At 51.5% G+C, this 14787-nt stretch carries 14 protein-coding genes; 1 reads left to right on the top strand and 13 read right to left on the bottom strand.

Annotated features, from left to right (window positions below; all coding sequences use genetic code 11):
* Positions 1–114: 114 nt before the first annotated feature.
* The 10 genes from xerC to AC0IM9_RS15115 form a co-directional block, all read right to left on the bottom strand.
* Positions 115–1035 carry a tyrosine recombinase XerC gene (xerC, locus tag AC0IM9_RS15160; RefSeq protein ID WP_482804574.1) on the bottom strand — a complete coding sequence of 307 codons (921 nt, stop codon included), beginning with the start codon at positions 1033–1035 and terminating at the stop codon, positions 115–117.
* 4 nt (positions 1036–1039) lie between these two features.
* On the bottom strand, positions 1040–1729 hold the full coding sequence (locus tag AC0IM9_RS15155; RefSeq protein WP_482804573.1) for a DUF484 family protein: 690 nt from the start codon (positions 1727–1729) through the stop codon (positions 1040–1042).
* Positions 1726–2556: a diaminopimelate epimerase gene (gene dapF, locus AC0IM9_RS15150; protein WP_482804572.1), complete on the bottom strand. Its 831-nt coding sequence runs from the start codon at positions 2554–2556 to the stop codon at positions 1726–1728. The genes AC0IM9_RS15155 and dapF overlap by 4 nt, the downstream gene beginning before the upstream one ends.
* A 7-nt stretch (positions 2557–2563) precedes the next feature.
* Complete coding sequence (lysA, locus tag AC0IM9_RS15145; RefSeq protein ID WP_482804571.1) at positions 2564–3811, bottom strand: diaminopimelate decarboxylase; 1248 nt, start codon at positions 3809–3811, stop codon at positions 2564–2566.
* Positions 3812–3813: 2 nt separating this feature from the next.
* Positions 3814–3939, bottom strand: a complete 126-nt coding sequence (lptM, locus tag AC0IM9_RS15140; protein ID WP_140914132.1) for an LPS translocon maturation chaperone LptM — start codon at positions 3937–3939, stop codon at positions 3814–3816.
* Positions 3940–4084: 145 nt separating this feature from the next.
* On the bottom strand, positions 4085–6337 hold the full coding sequence (locus AC0IM9_RS15135; RefSeq protein ID WP_482804570.1) for a type IV pilus secretin PilQ: 2253 nt from the start codon (positions 6335–6337) through the stop codon (positions 4085–4087).
* Between the two features lie 4 nt (positions 6338–6341).
* Positions 6342–6893, bottom strand: coding sequence for a pilus assembly protein PilP (locus tag AC0IM9_RS15130; RefSeq protein WP_140914133.1), 552 nt, complete (start codon positions 6891–6893; stop codon positions 6342–6344).
* On the bottom strand, positions 6893–7513 hold the full coding sequence (locus AC0IM9_RS15125) for a type IV pilus inner membrane component PilO (RefSeq protein WP_140914057.1): 621 nt from the start codon (positions 7511–7513) through the stop codon (positions 6893–6895). The genes AC0IM9_RS15130 and AC0IM9_RS15125 overlap by 1 nt, the downstream gene beginning before the upstream one ends.
* A complete protein-coding gene (locus AC0IM9_RS15120) occupies positions 7510–8082 on the bottom strand; it encodes a PilN domain-containing protein (protein ID WP_140914058.1) in 573 nt (190 codons plus the stop codon). The genes AC0IM9_RS15125 and AC0IM9_RS15120 overlap by 4 nt, the downstream gene beginning before the upstream one ends.
* The gene (locus AC0IM9_RS15115) at positions 8082–9143 is read right to left on the bottom strand and encodes a pilus assembly protein PilM (RefSeq protein ID WP_140914059.1); all 1062 of its coding nucleotides are present in this window, start codon (positions 9141–9143) and stop codon (positions 8082–8084) included. Before AC0IM9_RS15115 ends, AC0IM9_RS15120 begins: the two co-directional genes overlap by 1 nt.
* A 242-nt stretch (positions 9144–9385) precedes the next feature.
* Between AC0IM9_RS15115 and AC0IM9_RS15110 the strand changes: the two genes are divergently transcribed.
* Complete coding sequence (locus tag AC0IM9_RS15110; protein ID WP_482804569.1) at positions 9386–11701, top strand: penicillin-binding protein 1A; 2316 nt, start codon at positions 9386–9388, stop codon at positions 11699–11701.
* Positions 11702–11761: 60 nt separating this feature from the next.
* Here AC0IM9_RS15110 and rpmE read toward each other — a convergent pair whose 3' ends face one another.
* From rpmE to nhaD, 3 genes are all read right to left on the bottom strand, one after another.
* Positions 11762–11962: a 50S ribosomal protein L31 gene (gene rpmE, locus AC0IM9_RS15105; RefSeq protein ID WP_140914061.1), complete on the bottom strand. Its 201-nt coding sequence runs from the start codon at positions 11960–11962 to the stop codon at positions 11762–11764.
* Between the two features lie 99 nt (positions 11963–12061).
* Positions 12062–13405 carry an AmpG family muropeptide MFS transporter gene (locus AC0IM9_RS15100; protein WP_482804568.1) on the bottom strand — a complete coding sequence of 448 codons (1344 nt, stop codon included), beginning with the start codon at positions 13403–13405 and terminating at the stop codon, positions 12062–12064.
* A gap of 39 nt (positions 13406–13444) precedes the next feature.
* Entirely contained in the window at positions 13445–14752 is a 1308-nt protein-coding gene (nhaD, locus tag AC0IM9_RS15095; RefSeq protein WP_445372973.1) for a sodium:proton antiporter NhaD, read from the bottom strand.
* Positions 14753–14787 lie beyond the last annotated feature (35 nt).

Genomic DNA, 14787 nt, shown 5'->3' with positions numbered 1-14787 from the left:
CAGAGCCAGCAAGCCCACCACCAACCCAGGATTTAACCTTCAAATCCCCAAGCCGTCAGCAGTGAAGAGCCGCTCATTCTAGCCACACCTCTCCACTCTGTCAACATTTTAATTTCACTTTGGCAAATTTTCGGCGTTCTCTTGAGATTTTCTTGACCGAGGATGCGCGCTGTCGTAAATCTTTGCCAGATGCTGGAAATCCAAATGCGTGTATATTTGAGTCGTTGCAACGCTGCTGTGTCCGAGCAACTCCTGAACAGCCCGAATATCCTGACTTGACTCTAAAAGATGGCTAGCAAAAGAATGCCGCAGCATATGTGGATGAACATGCTCTTCCAAACCTATTTTTTTACCCCACCGACTCAACCGTAGCTGAACGGTACGCTGGGTTAGCCTTCGCCCTGAAAATGATATAAACAGCGACGACTCAGAACAATCCGGGCGAACATTTAGCCAACGATTGACCGCGACAATGGCTTTGGAACCAATCGGAACCTGCCTTTGCTTACCGCCTTTGCCGAAACGCACCAACAAAAAACCCGCCGCAAAGTCGACATCGGACATCTCCAACTTCACCAATTCGCTTAGCCTAAGCCCTGATGAGTAAAACAGTTCGAACATGGCAAGATCCCGTATTTCATACACGGAATCAGCCACTGAATCCAACATTCCCGACATCTGATCGACATCCAACACCTTAGGCAATCTTTTTGGAGCCTTGGGCGCCCGAATATGCAAAACAGGATTGGACGCAACGTGTTTTCCTTTGAGCAAAAATCGGTAAAAGCTACGCAACGCAGCCAAATCTCGGCCGATGGTTTTGCTGCTGATTCGATCCTTATGCCTAGCCGAGACATATTGGCGCACCTCGCCCGGCTGCACATCAGCCCAATTCCCGATTTCTTTAGAACAACAAAAATTGGTAAACCGCGCCAAATCGCGCTGGTAATTGACAGCAGTATGCTCCGAAACCCTCTTTTCTTCGCGCAGATACCGTAAGAACAAGTCTACTAAGCTATGCGCAGCAGCATCCACAGCACTAATCCAGCTGCTGCAACAACGAAATCAACCGCGTCCCAATAATCTCGCTCATCTGAGTCAAAAATACGCTTCCCATACTGTAATGAAACCGACTTTCGTCGCGGCTACCAATAGCCAATAGACCTTCGAGCTGGGTAAACACCATTGGGATAATCGCACACGACTTGACTTCCATAGCCGCATCACCGAACAAAAAAGTAGCTTGCGCCAACGTCGGACGCCCGCATTTGGGCTGATTGGTCGCCAGTTCGTTGGCAAAATGTTTCAAGTTCGGTTCATCCGCCGGAACAAACAAATTACTGATTGGCGAATAGACGCCACCCCTGATAATTTTGATTCCGACAAAATCCGTCAGAAAACATTCTGACAACACATCGCTCAAGTTCGCAATCGCATCCTCCAGAGAATTCGCTTCCAACATAGCCAGTGTCAACTCATGCATGCGATTAAACGACGCATCATTTTCCCTGGCTATATCTATCAACGCATTCAGCTGACTTTCCTGCTCTTGATGCTTGACCCGGAAGATTTCCAACTGCTTGGATATCAAGGAGATTGCGTTGCCACTGGGGTGCGGGATATGCATTTGCTCCAACAAGTCCAGATGGTGATGAAAGAAATCCGGATGAAGCCGCAAGTAGTCGACCACCAAAGCATCCGTGATATCCGCGCGCCGCTCGTCAATCATATGCTTATTCGCCCCTCAAATACCGTAACTGCCGACCCGGTCATGAACACCGGATACCCCCTGCCCGACCAATTGATCCGCAACTCTCCGCCAGGCAAACGCACAGTAACCTGGCTATCCAACAGGCCGAGTTCTATACCGGCCACCGCCGCAGCACAGGCACCGCTGCCGCAAGCCAACGTTTCCGCAGCACCTCGCTCATAGACCCGCAAGCGAACATATGATCGATCGACGATCTGCATAAAACCGATATTAGCCCGTTGCGGAAAAAATTCGTGGCGCTCTAACCGCGGCCCCAATTGCGCTACAGGCGCTCGCTCAACATCATCTACAATCAGCACCGCATGCGGATTACCCATGGAAACCGCGGCAAATTCGATGCATTCGTCGTCGAGCACTAACGAATAAATCGGTAGTTGTTTTGGTGCGATTAGCGGTATCTGTTCCGGTTCATGCCGCGGCACCCCCATATTAACCCGGACCAAACCGTCAGTCTCGAACCCCAACACCAATTGACCGGCATCGGTATCCACGACAATTTCGGCTTTGTCGCACAATGCTTTTTCCCGCACGAAACGGGCAAAACATCTTGCCCCGTTGCCGCACTGAGACACTTCACTGCCATCGGCGTTAAAAATACGATATTTAAAATCGGCATTTGCGCTGACAGGCTTCTCTACTAACAATACTTGGTCACACCCGACCCCGACATGCCGGTCAGAGAGAAAACGAACTTGACCGGCACTCAGATCGATCTGCTGTGAAACAGCATCAATGACGATAAAATCATTACCTAAGCCGTGCATTTTGGTAAAACGAATCTCCATAACCGTCCTATGGCAACAAGCGTTCGCCAATCCATAATTGCTCAACACCCTCTCGTTCACGGACCAGATGGCAGTCACTACCGTCAACGATCACCTCGGCCGCACGAGGCCGGGAATTGTAGTTCGAGCTCATCGAAAACCCGTACGCTCCTGCGGAGCGGACCGCCAACAAATCGCCCGGAGCCAGCGTCAACACACGGCCTTTACCCAAGAAGTCACCGGTCTCGCAAACAGGGCCGACAATGTCCCATTCCAATTCTTGCCCGGAATTGACCGACCGAGCCGGCACGATATCCTGCCATGCACTGTAAAGTGCCGGCCTGAGCAAGTCATTCATTGCCGCATCAACTATCGCAAAATTTTTATTAGGGGTTGGCTTTAGGTACTCGACTTTGGTCAGCAAAATACCGGCATTGCCAACAATCGCCCTGCCAGGTTCCAACAAAATCTCGAAATCTAATTTGCCCAAACGCTGCAGCAACGCATCGACGTATTCCGCCGGCGCCGGCGGCGTTTCGTCGCGATAGCGAATGCCTAAACCACCGCCTAAATCCAAATGATGCAGCTTGATTCCTTCCGCAGCAAGCAAATCCACCAGCGCCAGCACCCTATCCAATGCATCCAGAAACGGATTGAGCCCTGTCAGCTGAGACCCTATATGGCAATCGATCCCGACCACTTGAATATTCGGCATAGCCGCCGCGCGCCGGTATTCGTGGATAGCACTATCGATGTCGATACCGAATTTATTCTCCTTCAAGCCGGTAGAGATGTAAGGGTGGGTTTTGGCATCGACATCGGGATTCACTCGGAACGATACCGGCGCCAAAACACCAAGTTGCCCGGCTAACTCGTTGATCCGATCGAGCTCACCGCTGACTTCAACGTTAAAACAACGGATGCCGACTTGCAAAGCCGCCAAAATTTCGTCCGCGCGCTTGCCTACCCCAGAAAATACGATGTCGCCGGGACGCCCTCCAGCCGCCAATACTCTCTGCATTTCGCCGAACGAAACAATATCGAATCCCGAACCCAAGCGGGCCAACAAATTGAGTAGCGCAATGTTTGAGTTGGCCTTCACGGCGTAACAAATTAAATGCCGATGCGAGCCGAAAGCCCGATCAAAGGCTTGCCATTGTTGTTCCAACGCGGCACGCGAATAAACGTAGCAAGGTGTGCCGTATTGGGCGGCAATGCTTTCAACAGCAACATTTTCGGCAAACAAAGCCTGTTGCCGATAGTTAAAAAAATCCATGTTTATTTTTCTTGTTTGGGAACGTAAATCGGCGGCTGACTATCGGGCATATACAACGGCCCGGTCTGACCACAAGCCTGCAAAAGCAGACACCATAAAATTAAAGCAAGCAGTCTTTCAGTCGCCATAAGCAAACGAGATGGTTTAGATTGATCGATCGAATATACCATAGCCAGCCCCCCGAAAGAACGAGAGTCCCGCCAATCTGGGGTTCACCATGAAAAAGGGGGCTGAAGCCCCCTTTCTACGATAGCATCTCCGCGACAAACGCAATTACTTTGCGCTCAACGATTCCTTGACAATCTTCGGCGTTATGAAAACCAGCAACTCCTTCTTGTTATCGGTTTTTATGCTCTTTTTGAACATCCATCCAATTACCGGAAGATCAGACACCCATGGCACTGTATTATACGAATCCTGCACAGTAGACTCGTAAATGCCGCCCAGAACAACTGTTTCGCCGTCCTCGACCTGCACCTTGGTTTTCAATTGCCGCGTATCGATCGGTACGGTGGCGTTGCCTCCGGTCGCCAATGGCGTACCCGGCGAGTCTTTTTTGATATCCAGCTGCATAATCACGCTGCCGCTAGGGGTAATTTGCGGAGTTACGTTCAACTCCAACACTGCATCGACCAACTGCGTGACCGGTCCGGTTGCTTGGCTTTGGGTTTGATAAGGAATTTGCACCCCTTGTTTGATCGAAGCTTGAACCCGGTCGCTGGTCATGACCCGAGGATTGGATACCAACTCACCCTTGCCGTCGTCCTGCAGCGCATTGATCTCCAAATTCAACAAATAGTCAGCGCCCCGAGCCAAGGTCAACGCCAGCGCACCGCCGCTGGACGCCGCCAACGCCGAACCTAAATCTGCCAGAATTTGCGAATTTTCACTGGTATCCACACCGCTGCCGGTCATACCGTATTGCGTTCCACCGTTGACATCGGCCTTGTGGGCAACACCGAATTTGGTACCCAGATTTTGGGCGAAGGAAGTATCTGCGATCACGATGCGCGACTCGATCAACACTTGCCGCACCGGTACGTCCAATAATTTGATCATTTTACGGACGTCTTCCATCGCTTTGGCAGTATCTTTGACAATCAACGTATTGGTCCGGGCATCCACGATCGCGGTGCCACGGGGCGAAAGCAATCGCATACTGGTCGCCCCTCCTAATCCGCCGGCTTGACCCGCGCCGCCCAACCCTGCCGGACTGGCAACAGAGCCACCGCCACCACCACAACCACCGCCGCCACTGGAACCACCCGCTCCCGACTGTCCGCCTTGTGAGTTGTTGCCGATACCCATCAGCACACCGCAAATTTCGGAAGCCTTGGCGTAATTGATCTGGACGTTTTCAGTTTTCAACGGCTCCAGCTCTTCGAAAATCTTCTTCGAATCCAATTCTTCCTGCTCGATTTTCATGATCTCGGCTACCGGCGCCACCATCACCACGTTGCCATTTTGGCGCTTCGCCAAGCCTTTGGCCTTCAAAATCAGCTCCAAAGCCTGATCCCACGGCACGTCATTCAACCGTAGAGTAACGTTCCCGGCCACAGAATCGGCAGCGATGATGTTCAGCTCGGTAAAATCGGCCAGAATCTGGAGCACCGAACGAACCTCGATATCCTGAAAATTCAAAGACAGTTTGTTGCCGACATAGGGAAACTTTTCCTTTTGTTGCGCTTCCTTTTCCGCTGGCGTTAACGGTCTGAACTCCACCGTCAACAAGTTATCGGCTTGATACGAGGAATATTCGTAATTGCCGTTGTTCGGCGTTATCGTAACGTTGACGCTGTCACCTTTCGGAACCGCCTCGATTCTTTGCACTGGCGTGGCAAAATCCGATACATCAAAGCTCTTGACCAATGACTCCGGCAAACGGGTATTCAAAAAATTCAACACCACTTTACCGCCGCTCTGCTTGGTGTCCACCACGGTGTTGGCCGCCGACAAACCCAACAGCAAGCGCCCTTCTCCATTCGGCCCCCGCCTAAAATCAATGCTCCTGATATTTTGCTCGGGCAAAAACTTGCTGATCACCGAATTCTTCGCCGCAGAAGGCGCTTGTTGCACTGTCGTGTTGACAGCGGAAACCGTACCGGCCGACTTCAGTAGCACGTAAAACTTATCGCCCTCAACTCGAGTCTCGTAGGGCACTTTCTCGATCAGGTTAATAATGACCCGGGTACGACCGGATGCTTCCACTACATATACGGTGCCGGCGGCACCTTGATTGATCGGAAAACTTTTTTTCGCCAAATTACTCTTGACGCCAGCGAAATCTAACGCAATTCTCGACGGGTTATCGGTTTGAAATATTTTCGGCTCGACCAATCCGCCACTGGTTTCCAACTGGATTTGGACTTGATTACCGGCTAACGAAGAGAACTCGAGGTTATTGATTGCCGCATCTTCGGCTCGCACCGGCATCCCGGCCAGCAACAACACCAAAAACAGAAACCATCGTTGACTCGAAAACCGTCCCAAGCCAATCCGTACGCCATTATTAAGTTCGATACTCATTATTTTATAACCCTTTATCATCGGCCATCGCTAACGCGGACTCTTGTTCGCGCCAAGTGCCAGGTTTGTCCGGAACGATCTCCATCAGCTCTATTTTGTCGTCGAGGATACGCAAAATTTTGCCGTAGTTTTGCCCCATATGATTCCCAACTTGAACCCGGTGTATGGTCCCGTCATTCGCTCTGATCAGTCCCCAGAACCCCTTCTCGTTGCGCAACGTTCCCACCATGCGTAAAGTATCCAGCGGATAAGCCTCCAGTTCTTCTTTGCGGCGTTCGGTATCGGGATGAATACCGCTCACCCCGGAAACGTCGACACTGCTGTCGTCATTCGCTCTCTCGATCTGCCGGAACGGATCGCGCAAACCGTCCGGTTTAAAAATAAACGACTCGACCACTTTTATTTCAGGCAAAGGCTCTATCGGCGCCTTGGGCCGAGATTTGACTTCCTGAACATATTTATTCAAATCGCTGACGTCGTCGCCACCGCAACCGCTAAGAACTAACAAGAACGCCAAGCATGCCGGAGTCGAGACGACTCTGCACTCAATCCCCATCACTGTCCTCTCCGTTTTTTCGCCGCCGCACCGGCTTGCCCGGATTCGCTTTCGTTGTAGGTTTTGATGATGGCCGCCATGGTCATCCCGTCTTTACCTTCTTTACCTAGCGGGGTAATTTGCACATCGTGTACCGTAACGATACGCGGCAAGGACGCCAATCCGCTGACAAATAAACCCAGTTCCTCATATTTGCCGACAACCTGAATGTTGATCGGCAATTCCGAATAGAACTCCCGATTAACCTCCGCGCCGGGTTGGAACAACTTGAATTCCAAGCCGCTGGCTAGTCCGGTCTGGGAAATGTCGACCAGCAAACTGGCCACTTCCGCTTTGGTCGGCATCTGCTTCAACATGTCGCCCAGCGACGCCTCGATCTGTTCGAGTTGATCCCGGTAATCCTGCAAATTAATGGCTTTCTTCTGTTTGACTTCGAATGCGCTCTTCAAACTGGCCTCTTGTTTTTCCAACGCCTCCAACTCATCCAACTGCGGGATCGTGACCAAGTACACGCCGGCAGCGGCGGTCAGAAGCGAAAAAATGACAATGACGATAATTTTTAGCGGTGTCGGCCAACTACCCGCAGCATTGACGTCCCAATTGACTTCCGACAAATTCATTTTGCGGCCCCTCCTGGAACGTTATCGGCTTTCTTTCCCTGCTTTGCCGTCAACGTAAAGTCGTTCATGGTTCCGCTTTTCTTACCCTCGCCCCGAATCACTGTGAGCACGGCGCCGTTCAGCCACAAAGAATTGTCTATTGCCCGCATATAAGCCGACACCCTGGCATTGGATTCCGCCTTACCGTCCAACGTTATCAGAGCCCCCGCTTGAACGAATTTAGTTATATAAACGCCTTCAGGCGTAGTTTTAGAAAGCTCTTCAAACAGATGCACCACTTCCGGACGACTTTCCTGCAGTTTTTGAATGACTTCGATCTTGGTCAACAATCGGCTTTTCTTGTCTTCGATATCTTTTATTTCCTGAATTCTCTTGTCGAGAATGGCAATCTCGTTTTGCAGCATTGTGTTACGCAAGGTCTGGTATTCCTTCAAACCTTCGATGTATAAATAGACAACCACCAAAATAAATGCGGTGGCCACTATTCCCGCGCCAATACCGGCAACAAATTCCTGTTGCCGCCTTTTCCTAAGCTCCTCGCGCCAAGGCAGTAAATTAATTCTGGCCATTAGTCGAAACTCCTTAACGCCAAGCCGCAAGCAATCATCATCGCCGGCGTATCGTTACTGAGACTTTGCGGCTTGACCCGATTGGACAGCGCCATATTGATAAACGGATTGGCTATATAAGAAGGTATGCCCAAATCGCGCTCGACTAATTTGTCCAACCCCGCGATAGACGCGCAACCGCCCGCCAGAATCAATGCGTCGACGCCACGGTTGGCGCTTGAAGACACGAAAAATTGCAGTGATCTAGCAATTTGCTGCAACATGGCTTTTTTGAAAGGCTCCAGTACGTCGGCCGCGTAGTTGTCCGGCAAACCGCCATGCTTCTTGGCCAACCCCGCCTCTTCGTAGGAAAGTCCGTAACGGCGTTGAATTTCCTCGGTCAATTGTTTGCCTCCGAAACCCTGTTCACGGGTGTAAACCGTCTTTCCGGCATGCAATATATTCAACGACGTCATCGTCGCGCCGATATCGGCGATCGCGACAGTCATACCGCCAATCCCTTCGGGCAGTTGGTCAATCAACAGCGAAAAAGCATTTTCCATGGCAAATGCCTCGACATCGACCACCACCGTTTTCAAGCCGGCATAAGCCAGTGCTGCAACGCGGTCTTCGATATTTTCCCGCCGGGACGCCGCAAGCAGCACATCCACCATATCCGGGTTGCTTTTCGTTACCCCTTGCACCTCGAAATCCAAATTCACCTCGTCAAGCGAATAAGGAATGTACTGGTCCGCTTCGACCATGATCTGTTCTTCCATCTCGGCATCGGTCAGCGAAGCCGGCATCGATATGATCTTCGTCATTACCGACGAGCCGGCAACAGCGACACTGGCATGCTTGGCCTTGGTAGCCGATTGCTTGACCGCTGCCTTGATCGCTCCGCCAATTTGCTCGACATTAGTGATATTCTTATCAACGATGGCGTCCTGGGGTAGCGGCACTACGGCGTAACTCTCGACTTTATATCGCGCACCTGCCCGACTTAGCTCCAACAACTTGACCGCCGCCGTACTGATATCCACTCCCAATACAGCCGACGGATTCCTGCTGAACCAGCTCATGAACAAACCCTTTTTGAATCATAAAAGACTAAACTTAGCTCGCACAGCGCAACCGAGGCCCGCAGAAGCTCTACGGTCGAAGTATAGATGGTTTTTTTATTTTCATCCTGTTAGATGAACCACTTTATAAGTAACTTTAGCTTATCGACCCCATGTACAGGAATTTCCTGAACCGATTCTTGTAAATCTTTTAACGCATTCGTACTGCTGTGCCGATTAAAAAAGCTCCAAAATCAGGCTCTTTGCTGAAGTCGCTGATCAAGTGGCTGGCGTTGTGCGTTTTAGCGTTTTGCACCACTTTTGCTGTAGCGAGTTATTTTTTCTTTGCCGAACTCGACAAAGAACTGCCGGATATCGAGCAGTTACAAAACGTGCAATACCAAATGCCTTTCAGCATTTACAGCCAAGATCGCTTGTTGATTGGCCAATTTGGCGAAAAGCATCGAATGCCAGTGAGCATCGACCAAGTCCCCCCGCAACAAATTAACGCCTTTATCGCGGCAGAGGACGACCGGTTTTTTACCCATATCGGTATCGACCCCACCGGCCTGGCCAGAGCGGCTACTCAGCTCGTATTGACAGGCAAAAAACGCCAGGGCGGTAGTACCATCACAATGCAAGTCGCGCGTAACTTTTTGCTAAGCAACGAAAAAACCTATTTGCGCAAATTGAAGGAAATCCTCCTGGCCTTAAAAATCGAGCGCCGCTATTCGAAGGATCAGATTCTCGAGCTTTATCTGAATAAAATTTACATGGGGCAACGGGCCTACGGTTTAGCCGCGTCCGCACAAACCTATTACGGCAAGAACCTCTCCGAATTGAGCCTGCCGCAGCAAGCCATGATCGCCGGCCTGCCCAAGGCTCCGTCCATCTACAACCCGATCACCAATCCCGAGCGCGCGCTGCAACGGCGCAATTACGTGTTACGGCGCATGTTGGAGTTAAAACATATCGACGAAAACACCTACCGCTCGGCGCTGAACACTGCGGACGACGCCGCATTGCAGCCGGTCAATATCGAATTCCAAGCACCTTACGTAGCCGAAATGGCCCGCCAGGAAATCATGGCGCAATTCGGCGATGCCGCCTACACACTGGGCCTTAAGGTATACACCACGGTGCCGAGCGAGTTTCAGCGCGCTGCCGATCGCGCCCTTCAGGAAGCCGTACACGAATACGACGAACGCCACGGATATCGTGGCCCATTGACCAAAAACGCCTCCGGAAACGGCGCTATCTTGACCGATACCGTTATCGGCGACTGCCGCCAAGCACAAATTGTTGGACTTACCGAGTCAGGCATCACCGCGACAATTCACGGCGGCGACAGGATTCAAATCGACCGCAGCAACATCGAGTGGATCAAGCGCAGCGGCGCTAACCGAACGAGCCTACATAGCGGAGATTTGATTTGGGTCAGACGACTCAATAGCGGCGATTGGGCATTGACCCAAGTACCGGAAGTAGAGGGGGCTTTAACTGCGCTTAACCCAAACAATGGCGCCATATTGGCGCTCTCGGGCGGCTTCGATTTCTACCACAGCAAATACAACCGCGCCACGCAATCTAAGCGACAGCCTGGCTCCGGATTTAAACCTATTATCTACACCGCGGCTTTTGAGAAAGGCTTTACGCCGGCCAGCATTATTAATGATGCACCGATTGTGATCGAAGATCCTTCGCAAGAAAACGACTGGCGACCGGAAAACTATAACCGGCGCTATTTGGGGCCGACACCGCTACGGGTAGCGCTCCGTGAATCGATAAACCTGGTGTCGATCCGGTTATTGCAGGAAATCGGCGTTACGCAAGCCATAGACACGGCAAGACGTTTCGGCTTCGACAAAGAACAATTGCCGACCACGCTATCGCTCGCCCTGGGGAGCGGCTATGCATCGCCCTTAAGGATGGCCACCGCCTACGCCGTGTTTGCCAACGGCGGCTTTCTGGTAACGCCTTATTTGATTGAGCGAATCGAAAACAATGACGGCGCTGTGTTATTTCAAGCCCAACCGCCAATCGCGTGTGCCGATTGCAACGAACTGAACCCACCTCAAGAAACATCAGCGCCACGTGCGATTTCAGCAAAGACCAATTTCTTGATTAACAGCTTGCTACGCGATGTCGTGCAACGCGGCACAGCGACCCAAGCCAAACAACTGGGCAGAAACGACCTCGCCGGAAAAACCGGCACCACCAACGAACAGCGGGACGCCTGGTTTAATGGTTTCGCCACGGGAATCGTCGCATCGACCTGGATCGGATATGACGACTCCCTACCATTAGGCCACGGCGAAACCGGCGGCAAAGTTGCATTGCCAATGTGGATTAAATTCATCAAAGCAGTACAACACCATTTTCCGGAAAAACCGGAAACTCCGCCCGCCGGAATTGTGCAAGCCTATATCAACCCGCGCGACGGACTTTTGCTAGAGCCAAACGAAAAAGGCGGGATTTGGGAATATTTCGCAGAAGAAACCGCACCGAAAACCATGTCGGCGCCGATTCAACCGGAAGAAAGCTTCGAAGAGGAATTTAACGAAGAAAGCTTGTTTTGACGCTGGCCGACACTCAAAGCCGCCAAAGGCTTGGCGGCCGAGCGCAGGCCGGAAAGACGTTTATTTTCCGAATTTTTTGCGGAATTTATCCACGCGACCTGAAGTGTCGACCACGCGTTGCTTACCGGTAAAAAACGGGTGGCATGAAGAGCATACCTCAATGTGCAAATCGGAAGCCAAAACGGAACCGGTTTGGAAAGTATTGCCGCAACCGCATGTCACGGTTATTTGTTTATATTGTGGATGAATTTCTGGTTTCATAGCGCTCACATACCCTTTTCGGGAGACATACTTGATAGAGAACTGCTTATGATACGATTTAGCAACCAGAACCGCAAGCCAAAGACGTATTCAGATGAATTAATTTCGCCGGCCAAACGGCGCAGAGCGCGTCAACATGATCGCCAGGACGATTGCCGGTACGCCGATAACGGTGGAATACATGAAAAAAACGGCATAACCGAACTGCGCTACCAAGTCGCCAGAAACACCCCCAATCAACTTCGCCGGCAATGTCATCAACGAACTAAACAGCGCATACTGCGTTGCAGTGTAAGCCGAATTCGTCAAACTGGATAAATACGCAATAAAAGCGGCCGAAGCGATGCCGCCGCTCAAATTGTCCGCACTGATCACGCCTGCCAACAGCATGATATCGGGCTGCACCAAAGCCAAAGCTGCAAACAGCAAATTAGTAGCCGCAACAATCACAGCCCCGAATAATAATGGCCGCATAATACCGAAGCGAACCACCAACACCCCGCCTATCGACGTACCCACAATCGTCATGAAAAAACCGAATACCTTGGTGACGTCAGCGATATCTTTTTTGCTGAACCCCAATTCCAAATAGAACGGATTCGCCATGACCCCCATCGCAATATCGCTCATTTTATAGACAGCGATCAGCAGCAAAATCCGCGCGCCATTTTTGCCGTTGCGCTGGAAAAACTCGACAAACGGACTCACAACCGCATCGGAAAACCAACGTAGCAAACTAGCCGACAAGCTGCGCACCCCTGACACGCCAAGCGCAACTTCCACACTTTGCTCGAGCCGCTCCACCCGCTCGTCAACCAGCCGGACCGGTTCCCGCGCCAGCAACGTCGCAACCATGCCCACCGACATCGCCAACGCCATCCCCTGATATGCCGCAGACCAACTCTGATATTCCGCAATGTAGAGCACCCCAGCCCCAGCGAGCAATAGCGACAGACGGTAACCAAATACGTACATCGCCGCCATCGCCCCCTGAATCTCCGGAGCTACAATCTCAATCCGATAGGCGTCGATTGCAACGTCCTGAGTAGCGGAGCAGAATGCCACCCAAATCGCCAACCAAGCCATTTTCGCCAGCTCCTGATGAACATCCAAGCCGCCCATCCCAAACAAACCCAACGCTATGCCGATTTGAGCGCCGAATATCCACCCCCGCCGCTTACCCAACCACCGGCAAAACAACGGTAACGGCAATCGGTCGACCACAGGCGCCCACAACACCTTTACCGAATAGGCAACACCAACCAAACTGAAATAGCCGATTACGGCCAGAGAAACATCGGCGTCAGCCAGCCAGGCCGACAAAGTAGAGGACGTCAAAGAGAACGGAAGGCCGGCCGAAAAGCCCAGCAAAATCATACCCAGCACGCGCGGCTGGGTATAGATAGAGAAAGCGCTGCGCCAACTGCTTACAGTTTCCGCCATACGCTTTCTCTAACAACGCACTTTAGGTAGGACCTAAACTCAACCGTTGATCAAATAATGCGTCACGATACTGGCCGCATAACCAGCCGCGATAACGGGCGTCCATTTCAAGTGACTAAAGAACGTATATTTGTGATTGGATTGCCCCATCAACGCCACACCCGCGGCCGAACCGACCGAGAACAAAGATCCGCCGACGCCGGCGGTCAAGGTGACCAGCAACCATTGGTACAAATCCATATCCAGATTCATGTTCAACACTGCAAACATTACCGGGATGTTATCGACTACCGCAGAAATGATACCGACCAGAATGTTGGCCGTTGTTTGGCCCAAACCGTCATACATGGCCGCAGACAGCAATTCCAGATAACCGATATAACCCAGACCGCCGACAGCAAATACCACGCCGAAGAAGAACAACAAGGTATCCCATTCCGCTTCTTTGACCCGATCGAACACATCGACTCGAGAACCGTCTTCCGCCGGGAAGCGCACTTTCAAGTAATAGCTAAACAACATCAAAATCGATAAGCCGGCCATCATTCCCATGAACGGCGGCAAGTGCAAAAATTGCTTAAAGCTGACCGCCAAGCCAATGGTTACAGCGAACAAACCGCAGACCACCCAGCCACCTGGCTTCAATTCTACCGCCGCTTCGTTGGTGGCTTGCGGCTGACCGTCTGGAACCGCCTGAGACATGAAAAATGCAGGCACGACAAAGTTGACTACCGACGGGATAAACAATTTAAAGAAATCAAAGAATTCGGCATACCCGGCTTGCCACACCATCAGCGTCGTGATATCGCCGAACGGGCAAAACGCACCGCCGGCATTTGCCGCGATAACCAGATTGACGAAACCGACAGAAACAAACTTTTCGTTATCCGCACCCACCGCCATCACCACAGCGCCGACCAATAAAGCCGAAGTCAGGTTGTCAGCAACGGAAGACAAGAAAAAGGTGATGACGCCCGTGATCCAAAACAACTGCTTGTAACCGAATTGCTTCCGAATCAACCAGGAGCGCAACGCCTCGAACACATTGCGTTCCGCCATGGTGTTGATATAAGTCATCGCCACCAGCAAAAACAGCATCAGCTCAGCATATTCTTTCAAATCGTGCTCGAAAGCTTTATGCAGTTCCTCGCCCGAAACCCCCGCCTCGCTAGCCAGAACGGCCACATGCGCCCAAATCACTGCCGCGGCAAAAATCACCGGCTTGGACTTGCGCAGATGAGTGAACTCTTCGGCCATGACAAAGCCGTAAGCCACCAAAAAGATTAGAACGGTGTATATCCCCCGCTCGGTTCCGGTCAGACCGAGATTGTGAAACTCTTCGGCCATGGCCATTTGCGGCACAAACAACAGCCCGGCCAAAA

Source organism: Methylomonas sp. Uni0011, assembly GCF_056850255.1.
The sequence above is the reverse complement of the archived record's forward strand: the minus strand, read 5'-3'. Positions and strand labels throughout refer to the sequence as shown.

What these genes read in the sequence shown, in the direction of transcription:
- rpmE (WP_140914061.1), bottom strand. Translation starts at nt 11,962, where the DNA reads ATGAAACCAGAAATTCATCCACAATATAAACAAATAACCGTGACATGC.
- lptM (WP_140914132.1), bottom strand. Translation starts at nt 3,939, where the DNA reads ATGGCGACTGAAAGACTGCTTGCTTTAATTTTATGGTGTCTGCTTTTG.
- AC0IM9_RS15120 (WP_140914058.1), bottom strand. Translation starts at nt 8,082, where the DNA reads ATGGCCAGAATTAATTTACTGCCTTGGCGCGAGGAGCTTAGGAAAAGG.
- AC0IM9_RS15125 (WP_140914057.1), bottom strand. Translation starts at nt 7,513, where the DNA reads ATGAATTTGTCGGAAGTCAATTGGGACGTCAATGCTGCGGGTAGTTGG.
- AC0IM9_RS15135 (WP_482804570.1), bottom strand. Translation starts at nt 6,337, where the DNA reads ATGAGTATCGAACTTAATAATGGCGTACGGATTGGCTTGGGACGGTTT.
- lysA (WP_482804571.1), bottom strand. Translation starts at nt 3,811, where the DNA reads ATGGATTTTTTTAACTATCGGCAACAGGCTTTGTTTGCCGAAAATGTT.
- AC0IM9_RS15130 (WP_140914133.1), bottom strand. Translation starts at nt 6,893, where the DNA reads ATGGGGATTGAGTGCAGAGTCGTCTCGACTCCGGCATGCTTGGCGTTC.
- dapF (WP_482804572.1), bottom strand. Translation starts at nt 2,556, where the DNA reads ATGGAGATTCGTTTTACCAAAATGCACGGCTTAGGTAATGATTTTATC.
- AC0IM9_RS15115 (WP_140914059.1), bottom strand. Translation starts at nt 9,143, where the DNA reads ATGAGCTGGTTCAGCAGGAATCCGTCGGCTGTATTGGGAGTGGATATC.
- AC0IM9_RS15155 (WP_482804573.1), bottom strand. Translation starts at nt 1,729, where the DNA reads ATGATTGACGAGCGGCGCGCGGATATCACGGATGCTTTGGTGGTCGAC.
- AC0IM9_RS15100 (WP_482804568.1), bottom strand. Translation starts at nt 13,405, where the DNA reads ATGGCGGAAACTGTAAGCAGTTGGCGCAGCGCTTTCTCTATCTATACC.
- nhaD (WP_445372973.1), bottom strand. Translation starts at nt 14,752, where the DNA reads ATGGCCGAAGAGTTTCACAATCTCGGTCTGACCGGAACCGAGCGGGGG.